This window comes from Marinomonas phycocola (assembly GCF_047525455.1).
Taxonomy (GTDB): Bacteria; Pseudomonadota; Gammaproteobacteria; order Pseudomonadales; family Marinomonadaceae; genus Marinomonas.
Map to the genome: position 1 here is coordinate 97,559 of NZ_JBLIXL010000006.1, position 14,566 is coordinate 112,124.

The 14,566-nt window shown below is 41.2% G+C and carries 13 protein-coding genes; 1 reads left to right on the forward strand and 12 read right to left on the reverse strand.

Annotated elements, in window-relative coordinates; genetic code table 11:
* Window positions 1–5: 5 nt before the first annotated feature.
* The 6 genes from ACMUMJ_RS06500 to ACMUMJ_RS06525 form a co-directional block, all read right to left on the reverse strand.
* Window positions 6–1,118, reverse strand: a complete 1,113-nt coding sequence (locus ACMUMJ_RS06500) for a substrate-binding domain-containing protein (RefSeq protein WP_414677993.1) — start codon at window positions 1,116–1,118, stop codon at window positions 6–8.
* A 99-nt stretch (window positions 1,119–1,217) separates the two neighbouring features.
* Entirely contained in the window at window positions 1,218–2,270 is a 1,053-nt protein-coding gene (locus ACMUMJ_RS06505) for an ABC transporter permease (RefSeq protein ID WP_414677994.1), read from the reverse strand.
* A 63-nt stretch (window positions 2,271–2,333) separates the two neighbouring features.
* The gene (locus ACMUMJ_RS06510; protein ID WP_414677995.1) at window positions 2,334–3,842 is read right to left on the reverse strand and encodes a sugar ABC transporter ATP-binding protein; all 1,509 of its coding nucleotides are present in this window, start codon (window positions 3,840–3,842) and stop codon (window positions 2,334–2,336) included.
* Window positions 3,843–3,900: 58 nt separating this feature from the next.
* Entirely contained in the window at window positions 3,901–4,917 is a 1,017-nt protein-coding gene (yiaK, locus tag ACMUMJ_RS06515; RefSeq protein ID WP_414677996.1) for a 3-dehydro-L-gulonate 2-dehydrogenase, read from the reverse strand.
* Between the two features lie 453 nt (window positions 4,918–5,370).
* Entirely contained in the window at window positions 5,371–6,894 is a 1,524-nt protein-coding gene (locus ACMUMJ_RS06520; RefSeq protein WP_414677997.1) for a carotenoid oxygenase family protein, read from the reverse strand.
* 331 nt (window positions 6,895–7,225) lie between these two features.
* Window positions 7,226–7,696, reverse strand: a complete 471-nt coding sequence (locus ACMUMJ_RS06525) for a DUF2141 domain-containing protein (protein WP_414677998.1) — start codon at window positions 7,694–7,696, stop codon at window positions 7,226–7,228.
* A gap of 184 nt (window positions 7,697–7,880) precedes the next feature.
* Between ACMUMJ_RS06525 and ACMUMJ_RS06530 the strand changes: the two genes are divergently transcribed.
* Window positions 7,881–8,708, forward strand: a complete 828-nt coding sequence (locus tag ACMUMJ_RS06530) for a LytTR family DNA-binding domain-containing protein (RefSeq protein ID WP_414677999.1) — start codon at window positions 7,881–7,883, stop codon at window positions 8,706–8,708.
* Between the two features lie 82 nt (window positions 8,709–8,790).
* Here ACMUMJ_RS06530 and ACMUMJ_RS06535 read toward each other — a convergent pair whose 3' ends face one another.
* From ACMUMJ_RS06535 to araD, 6 genes are read right to left on the reverse strand one after another with little or no spacing between them, the layout of a single operon-like run.
* On the reverse strand, window positions 8,791–9,660 hold the full coding sequence (locus ACMUMJ_RS06535; RefSeq protein WP_414678000.1) for an L-ribulose-5-phosphate 3-epimerase: 870 nt from the start codon (window positions 9,658–9,660) through the stop codon (window positions 8,791–8,793).
* 24 nt (window positions 9,661–9,684) lie between these two features.
* A complete protein-coding gene (locus ACMUMJ_RS06540) occupies window positions 9,685–10,443 on the reverse strand; it encodes an IclR family transcriptional regulator (protein ID WP_414678001.1) in 759 nt (252 codons plus the stop codon).
* 6 nt (window positions 10,444–10,449) lie between these two features.
* Window positions 10,450–11,094: a 3-keto-L-gulonate-6-phosphate decarboxylase UlaD gene (locus ACMUMJ_RS06545; RefSeq protein ID WP_414678002.1), complete on the reverse strand. Its 645-nt coding sequence runs from the start codon at window positions 11,092–11,094 to the stop codon at window positions 10,450–10,452.
* On the reverse strand, window positions 11,087–12,580 hold the full coding sequence (locus tag ACMUMJ_RS06550) for an FGGY-family carbohydrate kinase (protein ID WP_414678003.1): 1,494 nt from the start codon (window positions 12,578–12,580) through the stop codon (window positions 11,087–11,089). The genes ACMUMJ_RS06545 and ACMUMJ_RS06550 overlap by 8 nt, the downstream gene beginning before the upstream one ends.
* A 55-nt stretch (window positions 12,581–12,635) precedes the next feature.
* Complete coding sequence (locus ACMUMJ_RS06555) at window positions 12,636–13,451, reverse strand: Cof-type HAD-IIB family hydrolase (RefSeq protein WP_414678004.1); 816 nt, start codon at window positions 13,449–13,451, stop codon at window positions 12,636–12,638.
* An 8-nt stretch (window positions 13,452–13,459) separates the two neighbouring features.
* Window positions 13,460–14,152 (reverse strand): L-ribulose-5-phosphate 4-epimerase, encoded by a 693-nt coding sequence (gene araD, locus ACMUMJ_RS06560; protein ID WP_414678005.1) that lies wholly within the window; start codon window positions 14,150–14,152, stop codon window positions 13,460–13,462.
* Window positions 14,153–14,566 lie beyond the last annotated feature (414 nt).

The window sequence follows — 14,566 nt, forward strand, 5'->3', positions numbered from 1 at the left end:
TTAGATTATTTCCAAATTGCTCGATAATGTTCACGATACTTATTATCTGGATCGAAAATATCTTGATCACCACCATCAAATTGGATGTTCTTCGGTGTGACTAGATGTACAGGTGTTGAGAAACCACTATGATCAACACCCGCAAAAGCACGATTAAGCTCATCCACAATTTGCCATCCATGTAGATTCAATGGCTCTGGCACGGTACCTGTTTGATTGAAATTTGCACGGATACGAGCGTACGCTGATTGGCTACCATCACCTGCTGATAAGTTTCGTGGCAATTCATCCATAGGCAAACCGGAAGAGTTTAACGACGATCCAATGTAGTCAAAATACAGATCGTTAATCCCTAAAGAGTGTGTCCATTTTCCATGGTTACGTTGCAACAAGGACGTCGTTAACTGAGGCATACGAGTAGACGTATCAGAAAGCGGTGTGTCCTCTACTGAAATTAAAGTACAGCCTGTACATTGCTTAATAATGTCAGCCATCGCGTCCGACTTAGCAATCGCCACGGAATAAGCAGAATCAGTAAAGATCACAACACCCGCTTTGCCATCTGATTCAGCAATCGCTGCCAATGCCGCAATTTCAGCCACATCATCAGCATCTGTCGTTATATTAGAGAAAATGTTCTTCTCAGGTATAGGACCCGGTTTAGAAGCCGAATGCCAACCCACTATTTTAATGCCTTGAGACGCTGCCGTTTCGATTGCCGCGGCTTGTTCTTTAACATCAAAACCACCTAACACAATGCCATCTGGTTTTAATGCCATTGCTTGGTTAAACGCCGAAGTACGACCAGAAACAGTGCCCTGACCATCCAGCACACGGACACTCCACCCTGTCCAAATAGAGGCCTCTTGAACACCGTTACTAACACCTAATACGCCACCATTCCTCATATCTGACGCTAGAAAAACAATGGTCTTACCTGCTTCAGCTTTTGGCCCTGTTGTTGGCCCATCCCATTCAGTATAAGGAACGGTTGCTGCTTGAACTTTTGCTTTAGCCATAGCGACAAAGTCATCTGCTTCTGACGCTTGAGCGCCTACAGCCATTAGAACGGATAGAGATATCGCACTGTATTTAAGAATTGATGTATATTTTTTCATCATAACCTCATTTAGTTTATTTTTTTTATTACTTAAAAATAGATTAATTCGATTTATCGCTTACGTACTGATTAATACGCGTGTGTGTTTCAATTCATCTTACTCGTCGCTTTTTTTAAGCATCCTTTTAATTTTTCCTCCTCGACGTTGGGCATAACCCGCAATACCAATGGATATCAGTAAGGTCGCACCATTAAACAAAGGCTCAATATAGAAAGCCCCTCCTAGTTGCTGAATACCTGAAATACCGACGGCTAAAATAGCCACACCGATAATCGTTCCTAATACGTTTACACGTCCTGGACGAATGGTGGTTGATCCAAGGAATGCACCGACTAAAGCAGGAAGTAAAAACTCTAACCCCACATTTGCTTGCCCAATTCGCAACTTCGCAGCCAAAATTACACCCGCTAAAGCGGTCAGCAGACCGGAAGTAACAAATGCACCAATTACGTATTTACGAGAAGGGATGCCATTTAAATCCGCTGCTCTAGGATTAGCACCGATAGCATAGAGGCAACGACCAAGTGGCAGACGTTCAGTGATAATCCAAAGGATGACCGAAATGCCCAATACATAGAATGCAGGAGCGGGCAAACCAAAAATAAAGGAGTTAGAAATAGCGTAGAAATCGGCCTCTAAAGAACCGATTACCTGACGACCGCCTGTGTACCAAAGTGCGACCGAATAAATCACGGTACCTGTACCTAACGTGGCAATAAAAGAATCAATTTTTGCCATTTCAACCAAAAGACCATTTAACAGTCCAAATACCATGCCGCAGATAAGCACTACTCCAACCGCCGCTTGCCAGCTCATTCCAAATTGAGTTTGCAAGCTGATTGCTAAGATATGCCAAAGCACAATTCCGTAACCCACTGTCAGGTCAATTTTTCCTGTTAGCATTGGCACCATTGCCGCTAAAGCCAAAATGGCGATAATGGATTTATCACTAAGAATGGACCGTAGATTAAGTAACGTAGGAAAGGTGTCTGGTAATAAGACAGAGAAAAATACGATCAATAATAACGTTAGAACAGGCAAGCCATACACAGCTAGATAGCGACCAATGTTGAATAATATGCCGCCTTTATCCTCGTTTTTATCGTTGTAATCCGGCTCTAACGCCGTCGACTTAATTGAAGTACTCATTGTATGCTCTCTTTTGATTATTATTTTTAAAGTTCGTCATCAATTCAACATCAGTAACGACTTTTATTCGCCATGCGCAGACGCCACTTTCAACATGTTTGCGAAAGTGATTTCATCCGAAGCCAGCTCTTTGTGAATATTGCCTTTACTAAATACGTAGCAACGATTACAAATTTTTTCGACCTCTTCAAAATCCGTTGACACAACAATGACCGTTAACCCGTTATGCACTGCCTTTTTTAACAAATCGTAAATTTCTGATTTTGCGCCAACATCGACGCCAGCCGTTGGCTCATCTAGTATTAAGACTTTTTTGTCTAGGTTTAGCCAACGAGCCATAATCACTTTTTGCTGATTACCACCGCTAAGATTTTCAATCGCTTGGTCAGGGTCGCTTGGACGGACATCAAAACGCTCTATCAATTCTTTTGATCGACTCGTTTCTTTTACGTGACCATTAATAGAAAAGAATGGTGTTTGACCTAATAAAGGATTAACAAATAGGTTGTCTTGCACCGACATAGACATGGCAAGATTTTCAGATCGCTCCCCTGCTACGTAGCCAATGCCCGCATTGATTGCGGCTTGAGGAGAGTCGAGTTCGAGTTTTGTACCTTCAAGAAAAAGTTCCCCTCCAAAAACAGGGTAATCACCAAACAACGCTCGGCCCACTTCACCTTGACCACCACCACGCAACCCAATCAACCCTAAGATTTCGCCTTTTTTGACGTTAAAGTTCACTGGGCCAACATTGCCAGCTTCAAAGTTCGTTACTTGCAGTATCGTTGCGGCATTTTGGTCGACACCTAAACGCTCAAATTCCTTTTGCTCGTTACCCACAATCATCTCCACCAGCTCTTTGGTTTCAACGCCTTCTGTCTCACATTCCGCTACTAAAAAACCGTCACGCATGATGACCATGCTGTCGGATATTTCCATCACCTCATCAAGACGGTGAGAGACGTAAATCATCCCCACACCTTTTTTACGTAACTCTCGAATGACAACAAATAAACGCTCAACATCTGCCGCTGGGAGGCTGGCCGTTGGCTCATCCAAAATTAGGATTTTAGCGTTGCAATACACAGCCCTTGCAATAGCAATCAAAGATTGCTCTGCACGAGACAATCGAAACACACGCGTTCTAGGATCAATGTCAGCATTTACTGTGGCCAATGCCGCCGCCGCACGTGCATTGGTCGCTTTCCAATCAATGAGACCCATTTTTTTACAATAGCCCATGGAAAGCGCCATATTTTCAGATACGGTCATCCAATCAACTAAACCAAGGTCTTGGTGGATGAAAGCAATTTCATCATGTTGACGAGCTTTTTTATCAAGACACTCACCCTGATACCGAATCTCGCCTTCGCTTTCCTGATGGATGCCTGCCAGTGTTTTAATCAGCGTCGATTTTCCAGCACCATTTTCACCTAGCAAGGCCACCACAGAGTGGGAATACACATCAAATGAAACATCATTGACTGCAATGCTATTACCAAATTTTTTAGTGATATTTCGAAATTGCAATAATGCGGTTTCCGTTTTTTTTATTTTACTTTTAACGGTCATGAGCAAACCTCACTAAGATTGTTTTTATTATGTTCGACGCCTTAAAAATCCCTTTAAACTAAGAAGCTGCCTTCATCAATCCAGTTATCTGTGTCCAAATCTGTTCGTGTACTTCAATACCACCGGCATTTTTATGCTTGTCTATGTAGGTTTGAATCTTAGAACCCGCAATGGACACATCACCTGTTTCAGCAGGCTCAGAAGACAGAACGTAATCCCGAATACGCTTCATTTCAGCAACATACTGACTTTGTTCCATCGTTTTACTTAAGTCGATTGCAATCAGAAACTGAGAAACACCGAATTCACCATCTTGATCTTCGGTAATAGCAGGGACAGAATTACCACCAGTAATCGCGGTAAGCATCATGTCTAGAACAATTGACATTGAAGATCCTTTCCAAAAACCCATTGGCAAAATACGTTTATTTTCCCACAGAACTTTTGCATCCCTAGTAAGTTCACCGTTGTCATCATAGCCACCCACTACTGGTAGCTCTTTATCTGCCAGTACATAATTTTGTAGCTGTCCATAAGAATACTGAGACATCGAACAATCCACTACCACAGGTGGGTCACCTGCAATCGCCATAATTAGTGGGTTAGTACCAATTCTATGATCTTTACCACCCCACGCTGGCATAACGGCAATGGAGTTGGTCGCGGCAATACCGGCAAATCCTTGACGGGCCATACGCAGTACATACGCACCACCACGCATCCAATGGTTTGAATGACGCATGCCAACCATACCAATACCATACTCTCGTGCTAATTCCATTGCACGATCTGCACAAATTAATCCATTCAACACACCAGGACCATACTGACAATCCCATTGCTCTAGAGCGCCCATACTGTTCACGCACTCTGGAATGGCATTCAACTGAATTTGACCTTTGTCTACTTGACCAATAAACACAGGAAATCTATTTATTCCGTGCGAATAAACCCCTTCATTTGCCATTTCAACAAAACCACCCGCTAGACGAGACGCCATATCCGCAGGCATTCCACGACTCACTAAGATTGTTTCATATGTGCTGTGTAATTCTTCTAAAGAAACTATAGGCATTTTGAGGACCTTTATTTGATTCCGTATTACGGAATAATTAATTATTGTTTTTCCGTATAATGACATAGAAAGAGAGAATGTGAAGCTTTTTTAGGCAGTTTTTTCGTTTTTTTTCAAAAAAAGCAGAGTGACCGACTTAAGTTCCTTAATTTATAAGCAAAAAAATCGTAGCGAAAAAATATCCCTATACAAGCGTTTATATAAAAGGCAATGGGAATGAGAAGATAAAGACGTGAGAACATGCAGAGGAAATAAAAAACGATGACGCTATCAAAACCAAAAACATGATCGTTTATGACGGTCTCGACATGAAAATTCCAAAGCTGTTAGAGCAATTTGATAGTAATGTTTCCAAAACGGCTAAAGCCGCTGGAGTTAGCCGTAATACAGTCTATATATACACTCACTAACGTATGCTTTTTATCGCTTTATTACGTATTTAAGACCTTATATTCAATGTTTAACGAAGGTGCCATGAAACCCTGCTGGAATCACATAGGGCAGCTCTATTACAGCATCGGGGCCTTCAGTAAAGCGTTCATTGGTAAAAATATTAACTTTGCTAATAGATCGTTCGAAGTCAAAGGATACCCCAATAAACCAACCGTTCAGTTCTTTATCCGATTGTAAATTAGGAACGAATATGTGCTCTTCAATCACTTCATTTTTAGGGTAGTCGTAATGAATATGCTGTCCCTGATGTAAGTCGATTCTCACTAAACGATTCGCACCGAATAGACGTTGATGATCGTGATTACAGATAGACAGAGTGTATCGGTTATTTTGTCCTACGAATCGTTCGTCATAGACAGGGAACTCGATATGTTTATAAAGAATCTCTTGTTTAAATTGCCCTGTTTGAGTATTGACGCTGACGCGCACAGAATTCGCAGATTGGTTAGCATTATCGATTCCTCTCATTATGTTACGTAGGCCATCGGTCATGATGCTCGTATCGTCGTACCGGCACATATCAAAGTAAAGCCAACGTTTGTCTTCCCACGCATTCCCAAAATGAAAAGACCAACTCGCAGGTAGGTCAAATCGACGGTAATGGCTAAGGTCATCTTTATCAACAATAAGCAGCCAATTAGATTGCTTTGCATCCCATTGGTGCAGATCAAGATAGCTTACTGAATTATTCGATTCAGCCAGATCGCGGTTAAAACGAAATGGAGATAATACAAAAATTAAATGATGCTCGGTAATCATAAAATCGTGCACCATTCGCGATTCAGGTAGTGTTATATAATGTTGTTTAAGTAATTTTCCTGTTGAACTTAAATGATAAAATATAAGACCATTAAACGTTCCAATTGCACCAAAATTCCACATGGAACCGTCTTTATCTATTTTTGGGTGAGCACTGAAGGGAAGTCCTTTGCTTTCTTGAGACCATGCAATAACACCTCGGGTTTCAAGGTCTCTCGGTCCTATTTCGTATGCTGACCCAGCTTCCCATAATGCCATTAATTTTCCACCATGATGACGTACGCTGATATTAGCGGCATTGATTGCATCTACATGAGTAGTATGCTGCATTTGAGGTAACGCTGTGCCAAATGTCGCCGTGCTGATTTGATTGTGCTGTAAGTCTAATTGTCTTTTTTGAGTATTAACGAATTTTCCGATGTGGGTAGCTGTTTGCGCCCTACCATCAATCAAAAAACGTTGGATCATGCCATCAGCATCAAAAAGGTGGTGATACCGTTGACCTGCGACTTCGTGTTGGGCTGGCCCATTTCGATAAAACTGGCCAGAAAGAGCTTCTGGAATGCGACCTTTGACGATCAGTTTTTTTGTCGATAAAGACTGACTGATACCCGTTAGGTTAATAAGCCAAGGTTTACTGTCTAATGCCTTCTTAAATTGATCTCTCCATCTATCAAGATTAGGCTGAGCAGCAATGGCCTTGGGTAATAACAAGCCACCTAATGATGTGTAAGTAAGTGCTTGAATGAATTCTCGACGCTTCATAGTGGCTTCCGATTAGACAAGTTAAAGATATTTAGATCTAGGGAAGGTGCGAATAAGTCTACTAAGACTCAGTCTTTCAGAGAAACCGTCAAATAAGGCACGATTCTGCAGGAATGTTAATACCTTTCAAAGAGTCGTAACGAAATGTGGCGTTTTCTCTGAAAGACCCGCAGGGCATGGTCTAAAAGCCAGTATTCTTTGTTGAGTATCTCGAAAATAGGCCAGCTATTCACATTCGATACTCGCCTCGAATAGCCGGCTTTTATCCACATGCTGAGACAAGAGGACTTATTCGCACCTTCCCTAGTAGGCTTATGTTTTTTTATGAGCTTTAATTAGACAAAAAATCGATGGTCATGGATTTGTTTGTTGTAGGTAAAAATGCCATTTGAGAGTACTTAGGCGGTCCATATTGACCACGAGCGTTATTAGAAAATCCATACGGCTCATTCGGAATTCCAATTAAGTTTGTATCAAGTTTGTTGTTACCATTCACATCCTGATAACCAGTAAATATGATCATACTATTAGGTAAATCAGTCAGGATCACGTCGACAGAATCTGACGTGACTGGAATGCGCAAGTGTGAAAAACCATTGCTGCGAGATTTATAGTCTTCTTCCGATTGATAAAAAACGCCCATTACATTCCCTTGCCCAGAAATAAGTCCATTGATGTTCAAAGTGAATGTTTGATGAGAGGCATCGGCAAAACAAGCTGTCGAGCCAATGATGGCGGCTATGTTTACTAGATAGCCTAAAGTGAGTTCCTTACCGCATTTTCTTAAATTTAAAGCTCGCATCTTATTGTTCTCCATATTGATTGGTTTCGTTTATTATGGCGTTAGCCTGCTAGAGGCCCAGCAAAATTACGCCGATGTATAAACAATTTCGTCAATAACGATGTTTATCAGTTCACGAATCGTGAAATGAACATCAATTTATTGCTGAATATGAAATGGAATAGAGTTGAATAAGAATATGATCGTGAAAAATAACTATCGTAAATGGTTAAGGTTTGTATTTGTGTGTTTAGTGATCGGATTAGTGGTCGCTATTATTGGGCCATTTGGCACTTTTTCCGAACTGACTCTTGTTGAACGAATTGTCTATTGGCAGGTTGCTATCACAGTTATTGGGCTAGAAAGTCTCGTCGTTATTTTGATGTTGTTTCATTACCCTGCAACGGCTCATTGGCATTATTCTAAAGTGATGTTAGCAAGTTCGGCTATCATCGTTTTACCTGCAAGCATGCAAATTCATTGGTTAAACCAAAGCTTGATGACATCGAAAAGTGAGACAAACCTTATTCAGTTGTCTGCACATGTATTTTTAATATTACTAGTAATTCTTTTACCTATGGGTAGGCGCATTCAAAATCGCTTTATACACAATGTAAATTTTGCTTCAAATGACAAGATTGATTCCGTTAAGGCGCTAGGATCTCATGCAACGAATGAGGACATTAAACAGGAAAGAAAGTTCGTGAACGAACCAGATATTCGTCAAATTTTAGGTATTGATATACAAGGAAAATTGATTTGCATTACGGCTGAAGATCATTACATCAATGTCATGACAGATTGTGAAAGTCAGTTAATTCTTCGTCGATTTAGTGATGCCGTCACACTTTTAAAACACTATTCTGGATTACAAGTTCATAGATCTTGGTGGGTAGCGTCTGATGCTATTGTTAAATTAGAACGCAAATCTAACAAGTGTTGGTTAGTTATGGAAAATAATATACAAGTCCCTGTCAGTAAAACATACAGGGATAGTGTAGAGAGTTATTTAGGGAATAAACACGCTCCCTAGTTGCCAGTTAAAGCGTGTTTATCTACAGGAAAAAGCCGTAGAAAGGGGTGTTAAGACACGCCAATGCACAACGAAAGCCGTACTAAAGATCCAATCCGGCTTCATGCGCAATGGTCGTTAATCTTTCTTTGGCCGTTTTAATGTCTTCAAACCAATTATCATTTTGCGCCCACATTTCTATAACAAAAGGAGCGGCGTAACCTATTTCGGCCAAGGTCTTGAAAATGGCGTGAAAGTCCACTTCGCCTTCCCCTATGACAAGGTCTCGAAATTGTCCCTTGCAATCAGGAGAGACTCTTAAAGTGTCTTTCAAATGTATTTGTACAATATGGTCTTGCCCTAGCTTTAATTCTGTCGGAACGTGATGGTTCCACCCAGAAATATTACCCACATCCGGATACGCCATAAAAAACGGTGAGGGTATTTCACGCTTAAGCACTTCAAATTTGCTGAGTGAATTTAAATAAGGTGTGTCCATGATTTCCACACCCAACATAATACCTGCACGCTCAGCCATTTTGGTTGCTCGTTGCATGCCTTCAATAAAACGTCGATGCGTCTCGTCTGATTGCTCTTCATAATACACATCGTAACCTGCCATTTGGATACAACGAATACCGAGTTTAAATGACAGCGCAATGGCCTTTTCCATAATCTCAAAAGAACGTTCTCGAATGGCATCGTCCATGGAGCCAAACGGGTATTTGCGATGCGCACTCAAACACATGGATTGCAGAGGCATATCGTATTCGATGCATAAATCCCTTAACGCATAGATCTCTTCGTCACTCCAATCGAGTCGGGCTTGTCTTGCGTCCGTTTCATCAACGGAGATTTCAAGAAAATCAAAACCCAACTCTTTTGATTTAGAGAGCCTTTCACGCCAACTAAGATCAGTAGGTAACGCCTTTTCGTAGATGCCTAAACGGAATTTATTCTCGAAATGAATCATTCTTTCACCTTAAAGAGTTTCGCCTTAAAAAAGTTTGTTTTCAATTTGTACGGCGGTTTCTCTGAGGCGTGTTGCTAACTCTGAAAAACCTAGCCGAGCCATTTTAGGCGACAAGGACGACACACTGATCGCATAAATTGGCATTTTGTCTTTATTAAACACAGGAGTGGCAACACAAGAGATTCCCGCTTCATTCTCTTCATCATCAATAGCAAAACCCTGTTCTTTAACTTGCTCTAGGACATCAAAAAATGCCGTTTTTTCAAGAATTGTGTTTTCAGTCAATGGTTTCATAATGTGGGTATTACGTTGCCAGTACGCTTCTCTAATTTGATCCGATGCAAAGGCTAAAAAACACTTCCCTGCAGCAGAGCAATAGGCAGGGGAATGCAAACCGACATAGGTTCTGGTACGAAAAGACGCATTGCTAGGCTCTAACTTATCTTTAAAAATAATGTTGTCCCCATCGAAAGCTAAGAAATTCACCGTCTCTTCAATGGAACCTAACAACTGAGTCAAATACGGCTTAACAATTCCCGTGACGTTTGAGTTAAGCGCACTTTGCCCGACATGAAGTAGCTTCATGGTCAAACGATAATCTCGTCCACTCGAAAGTTGAGTAACATACCCTGCGCTTTCAAATGTTGATAAAATACGATGGACAGAGGATTTTGTCATGCCCGTTTCTTGAGCAATATTTTGCAATGATACGCCGTTTGGATATTCCCCCAAAAACTCCAGAACGCTTAATGATTTTAACAGTGACTTAATTTGTTCACTCATTATTACCTACCAGTATTTAGCGATTTGACTATGGAACGATTCAGCAATCGTTACCCCTTGTTCACTCGCCAATGCCCGCCCAGCAATAAAAGATTTAACGTTAATGTCTTTAAATAGATGCAAATCTTCTGGCACAATCCCTCCAGTGATCGACAATTCAATCCCTAGATCAGATAACGCTTTCATCTTTATAAGGTCGCTATCTGTCCAAGTGACGCCAGCTAATTCTGCATCTCGTGAGCGGTGATAAATGGCTTGTGTGATGCCCATATTAACCCATGCATTCGCATCCTCTAACGTCCAGTGCCCATAAAGTTCAATTTGGACTTCCCCTTTATAAGATTGGGCAACATTTTGTGCAGATCGAATGGTTTCAATATGAGCAGCAGCACTGACTGTAACCCAATTAGCACCTGCTTCTAAAGCCATTTTGGTCAGAATGGCGCTGGCATCCGTGATTTTCATATCACAAACAATAGTATGGTTCGGATATTTCTCTCTTAATAAGGTGACGCTTTTAACCCCTTCACCAAACGCTAGGATGGTTCCCACTTCGATGACATCCACAAATTCAGCGATGCTGGCTACAGAAGCCAGCGCGGTCTTCATATCAGTCGCATCAAGCGCAATTTGCAATAATGGTTTAGTCATTTTTTTGTTCCTCAAATTCTTTTAAAAAGCCCACCAGTTTCAAATAGTTTTGGTATTTTTTCTGGTATTGATCGAAATACTCAGGGTTTGCTTCAACACGCGTTGCGTCAATATTCATAGCAGCTAGCCCTTCGTTGATAGAGCGGTATTCCTTTGCTCCTACCATGGCAATCAATGCCGCCCCTAAAGACCCTGTTTCATCAATGCTTGGAATTTCAATAGACATGCCAGTCAGATCCGCTAACATTTGCATCCAGGTTTCAGATGCGGTTGATCCCCCTGTTACTCGTAACACATCGGCTTCGGGAAAACGGATACGCATACGATCTAAGTGCAGGTTATGACAGAAAAGAATGCCTTCCCAGATCGCTTGTATAAGATGACCTTTTGAATGATGAGACTGAAGTCCATAAAAGCCCGACTTAATGCCGAGCCCCATATTAGAACCATAAAGAAAAGGCACAAAGTACAAATCACTTGCTGCTGGCGGTAACTCTGCCACCAGTTGCTGATTCGCTTGATGATCAAACGCCCCATCGACACCTAAATAGTCGACAAACCATTCATAATTACTGGCTGATGTCGGGCTGGCTTCATGAATAATGTATTGATTCTCTAATGCATAATGCCCATAAACATAGAGGTGTTCCATTGGCTGAATTTCGCACGCTATTCCTGATGTTACTGCCCACGTTCCCATTACGTAATTTAAGGTATTCGATGACGCCGTGATTCCCGAACAAATCGCCGTTGAAACCACGTCAAACAATCCACCAAATACCGGTGTCCCTACCTCCAGCCCAGTTTCTTGTGCGACCAACTCAGTAACATGACCAGCGAGTTGATCTGGCTTAATAATAGGCGGTAATGCCGACCAGGCCTCCTCTATCTCAAAAATCGCCAATAACCTTGAATCGTACTCGCCACTAAGCGAATTGAAGAAATTACTTTCTGAAATATTGGTTAATTCAGCGTATATCTCACCTGTAAGTCGGTATCGAATATAATCATGGGACATCAATATAGAGCCCAAATTACGATAGTTCTCAGGTTCGTTTTCTTTGAGCCAACGAATAATAGAAACAGGGTGCCCTGTCCAGAGCGTTTGTAGTGTCATTGGATAAATCTGTTCTGGGACTTTTTTCTTTTGCCATTCTTTTACAATGTCGAGAGAACGAGAATCGGAAGAGACAATACCGTTACGTAAATTGCCGCCTTGTTTATCCAATAAATACGCTCCCTTACCTTGAGCAGAAATACTCAAGCCTTTTATTTGACTAGCAGGAACATCAACGGATTTAAGCAACTTTTCGATGGCGTATTTTGCATCGTCCCACAATGCATCTAAATCTCTTTCAACCCAGCCCTGACGTGTATTTAACACACTGGCAGGCACTTTTGATATGGCTAATTGACGACCATTGCTGTCGATCAAAGCCGCCTTCATAAAGGTTCCGCCTGAGTCCAGTCCAATAAAGTAATTCATAGTATTTCATACCAATAAGTAGTGTTGTTTTTAGCCGCGTATTTACGATTTATCGTTAATCAAAAAATGTGTCAATGATCCCAGCAAGCACATGATCGTCATCGTTTGTTGCCGCCGTCACCATATTGGCGTGCTCTTTCACCGCTGCGTCGGCATTTAACATAGCGACCCCAACGCCAGCTCGTTGCAGCATACTGATGTCATTATGATGATCTCCCACCGCCACAATTTCGCTAAAGGTGAAGCCTTTTTTAGCCAGATATTCAGCCAATGCGGCCCCTTTCGTATTACCTTTATTAGAAAAATCGATTCGATCTGACCATGAAAACTCTCCATTGAAGTTATTTTTCACAAAAGGTAAATCTAAGAAGTGAGCAACCTGATCGCCTTCTACAACAAACTTCCAAATGTGTTCGTGTTTTTCTAATTCGTCATGGAAGCTGTCTACTTTTTGAATGCAAGGCTTGATGTCATCCGCAAATGTGTCTGCCCATAAAGACAAGGCATTTACATAATTCAAAGGGCGATGGACGGAATGCAACATGGCATCTTTCACGTACATCACCGCTTTCATATCATGCAGTTCAACCAGCTCAATAAATTGTTTGGCACTCTCTTTAGAGATGGCGTTGTGTTGTAGTACGGCTTCATTTTGATAATCGTAAACATAGGTGCCGTTACAGCAAATAATAGGGGTCGTTAGTCCTAGCTGAAGATAGTAAGGACGTGCCGCTGTGTGGTGCCGTCCAGTGACAATCACTACAGGTACTTTTTGAGACAGTTGTTGTATTTTATCAATCAATACAGGGCTAATCGTATGATTCGATTTTAAAACTGTGCCATCCAAATCTAGCGCTAATAATTTATACATACGTGGCCCTACTTCTGTCCGTAATACGCATTTTTACCGTGTTTGCGAAGGTAGTGTTTATCCAGCAGTTCTTTTTGAACACGAATGTCTTGATTTAACGTGCGAGTTCCAATAGCCATAGCGGAAATTTCTTCCAACACCACCGCGTTATGAACAGCATCAAAAGCGTCTTTCCCCCATGCAAATGGTGCATGCCCTGAAATAATGGCTCCAGGTAAAGCCGCCGCACTAATTGCACGCTTTTGAAATTCTTCAATGATGACGGAGCCGGTGTTTTTTTCGTAATCCGTTTCAATTTCTGCTGCTGTCAACATTCGAGTACAAGGAATGTCGCCATAAAAATAATCGGCATGGGTCGTACCTAAAGCAGGAATGTCCATTCCAGCTTGAGCCCAAATAGTTGCATTCCGAGAATGCGTATGAACAATGCCACCAATCTCCACAAACGCTTTATAAAGCTCGACGTGGGTTGCTGTATCACTAGAAGGATTTAAACGCCCTTCTACTCGCTGACCCTCTAAATCAACAATCACAATGTCATCTGCCGTCATGTTTTTATAACTCACACCAGACGGCTTGATTGCAATAACACCTTTCTCACGATCGATTTCAGACACGTTGCCCCAAGTGAACGTAACCAGTCCATATTGAGGTAACTGTAGATTCGCTTCTAAAACTTTTTCTTTTAATGATTGGTACATGATGATTCTCGACGATTATTTTTATAAAGAATGACAGTCTTAAATGAAGCCATAACCAAGAAAACGAATTCCGCAATTCGGAAAATATAGCCACATAATTTCCGTATAATGACACAATGATTTGATATGTGAAGCTTTTTTAACCAAAATCTACACATTTATTCTGTTTTTCTCATAAAAAACACGTCCCTAACAAAAAAAATCAAAGAGAAAATTAAAAAGAATAAACCACCTTATCGAAGACAAAGATAAGATAAACACACTAGAAATCAGTAATAGGCAAAGTATTTGAATATCAAAGAGAGCTCTATTATGATTGCGCTTACTCTTGGGGAAGTCGCCAACTTACCGCATTAAAATAGGTAAAAAGCATGTCAACATAATCGAGCAACAGTTCGTGGCAAGTTTTTGATT

What these genes read in the sequence shown, in the direction of transcription:
- ACMUMJ_RS06510 (WP_414677995.1), bottom strand. Translation starts at nt 3,842, where the DNA reads ATGACCGTTAAAAGTAAAATAAAAAAAACGGAAACCGCATTATTGCAA.
- yiaK (WP_414677996.1), bottom strand. Translation starts at nt 4,917, where the DNA reads ATGCCTATAGTTTCTTTAGAAGAATTACACAGCACATATGAAACAATC.
- ACMUMJ_RS06540 (WP_414678001.1), bottom strand. Translation starts at nt 10,443, where the DNA reads ATGAGTGAACAAATTAAGTCACTGTTAAAATCATTAAGCGTTCTGGAG.
- ACMUMJ_RS06505 (WP_414677994.1), bottom strand. Translation starts at nt 2,270, where the DNA reads ATGAGTACTTCAATTAAGTCGACGGCGTTAGAGCCGGATTACAACGAT.
- ACMUMJ_RS06500 (WP_414677993.1), bottom strand. Translation starts at nt 1,118, where the DNA reads ATGAAAAAATATACATCAATTCTTAAATACAGTGCGATATCTCTATCC.
- ACMUMJ_RS06525 (WP_414677998.1), bottom strand. Translation starts at nt 7,696, where the DNA reads ATGCGAGCTTTAAATTTAAGAAAATGCGGTAAGGAACTCACTTTAGGC.
- ACMUMJ_RS06535 (WP_414678000.1), bottom strand. Translation starts at nt 9,660, where the DNA reads ATGATTCATTTCGAGAATAAATTCCGTTTAGGCATCTACGAAAAGGCG.
- ACMUMJ_RS06555 (WP_414678004.1), bottom strand. Translation starts at nt 13,451, where the DNA reads ATGTATAAATTATTAGCGCTAGATTTGGATGGCACAGTTTTAAAATCG.
- ACMUMJ_RS06545 (WP_414678002.1), bottom strand. Translation starts at nt 11,094, where the DNA reads ATGACTAAACCATTATTGCAAATTGCGCTTGATGCGACTGATATGAAG.
- ACMUMJ_RS06520 (WP_414677997.1), bottom strand. Translation starts at nt 6,894, where the DNA reads ATGAAGCGTCGAGAATTCATTCAAGCACTTACTTACACATCATTAGGT.
- araD (WP_414678005.1), bottom strand. Translation starts at nt 14,152, where the DNA reads ATGTACCAATCATTAAAAGAAAAAGTTTTAGAAGCGAATCTACAGTTA.
- ACMUMJ_RS06550 (WP_414678003.1), bottom strand. Translation starts at nt 12,580, where the DNA reads ATGAATTACTTTATTGGACTGGACTCAGGCGGAACCTTTATGAAGGCG.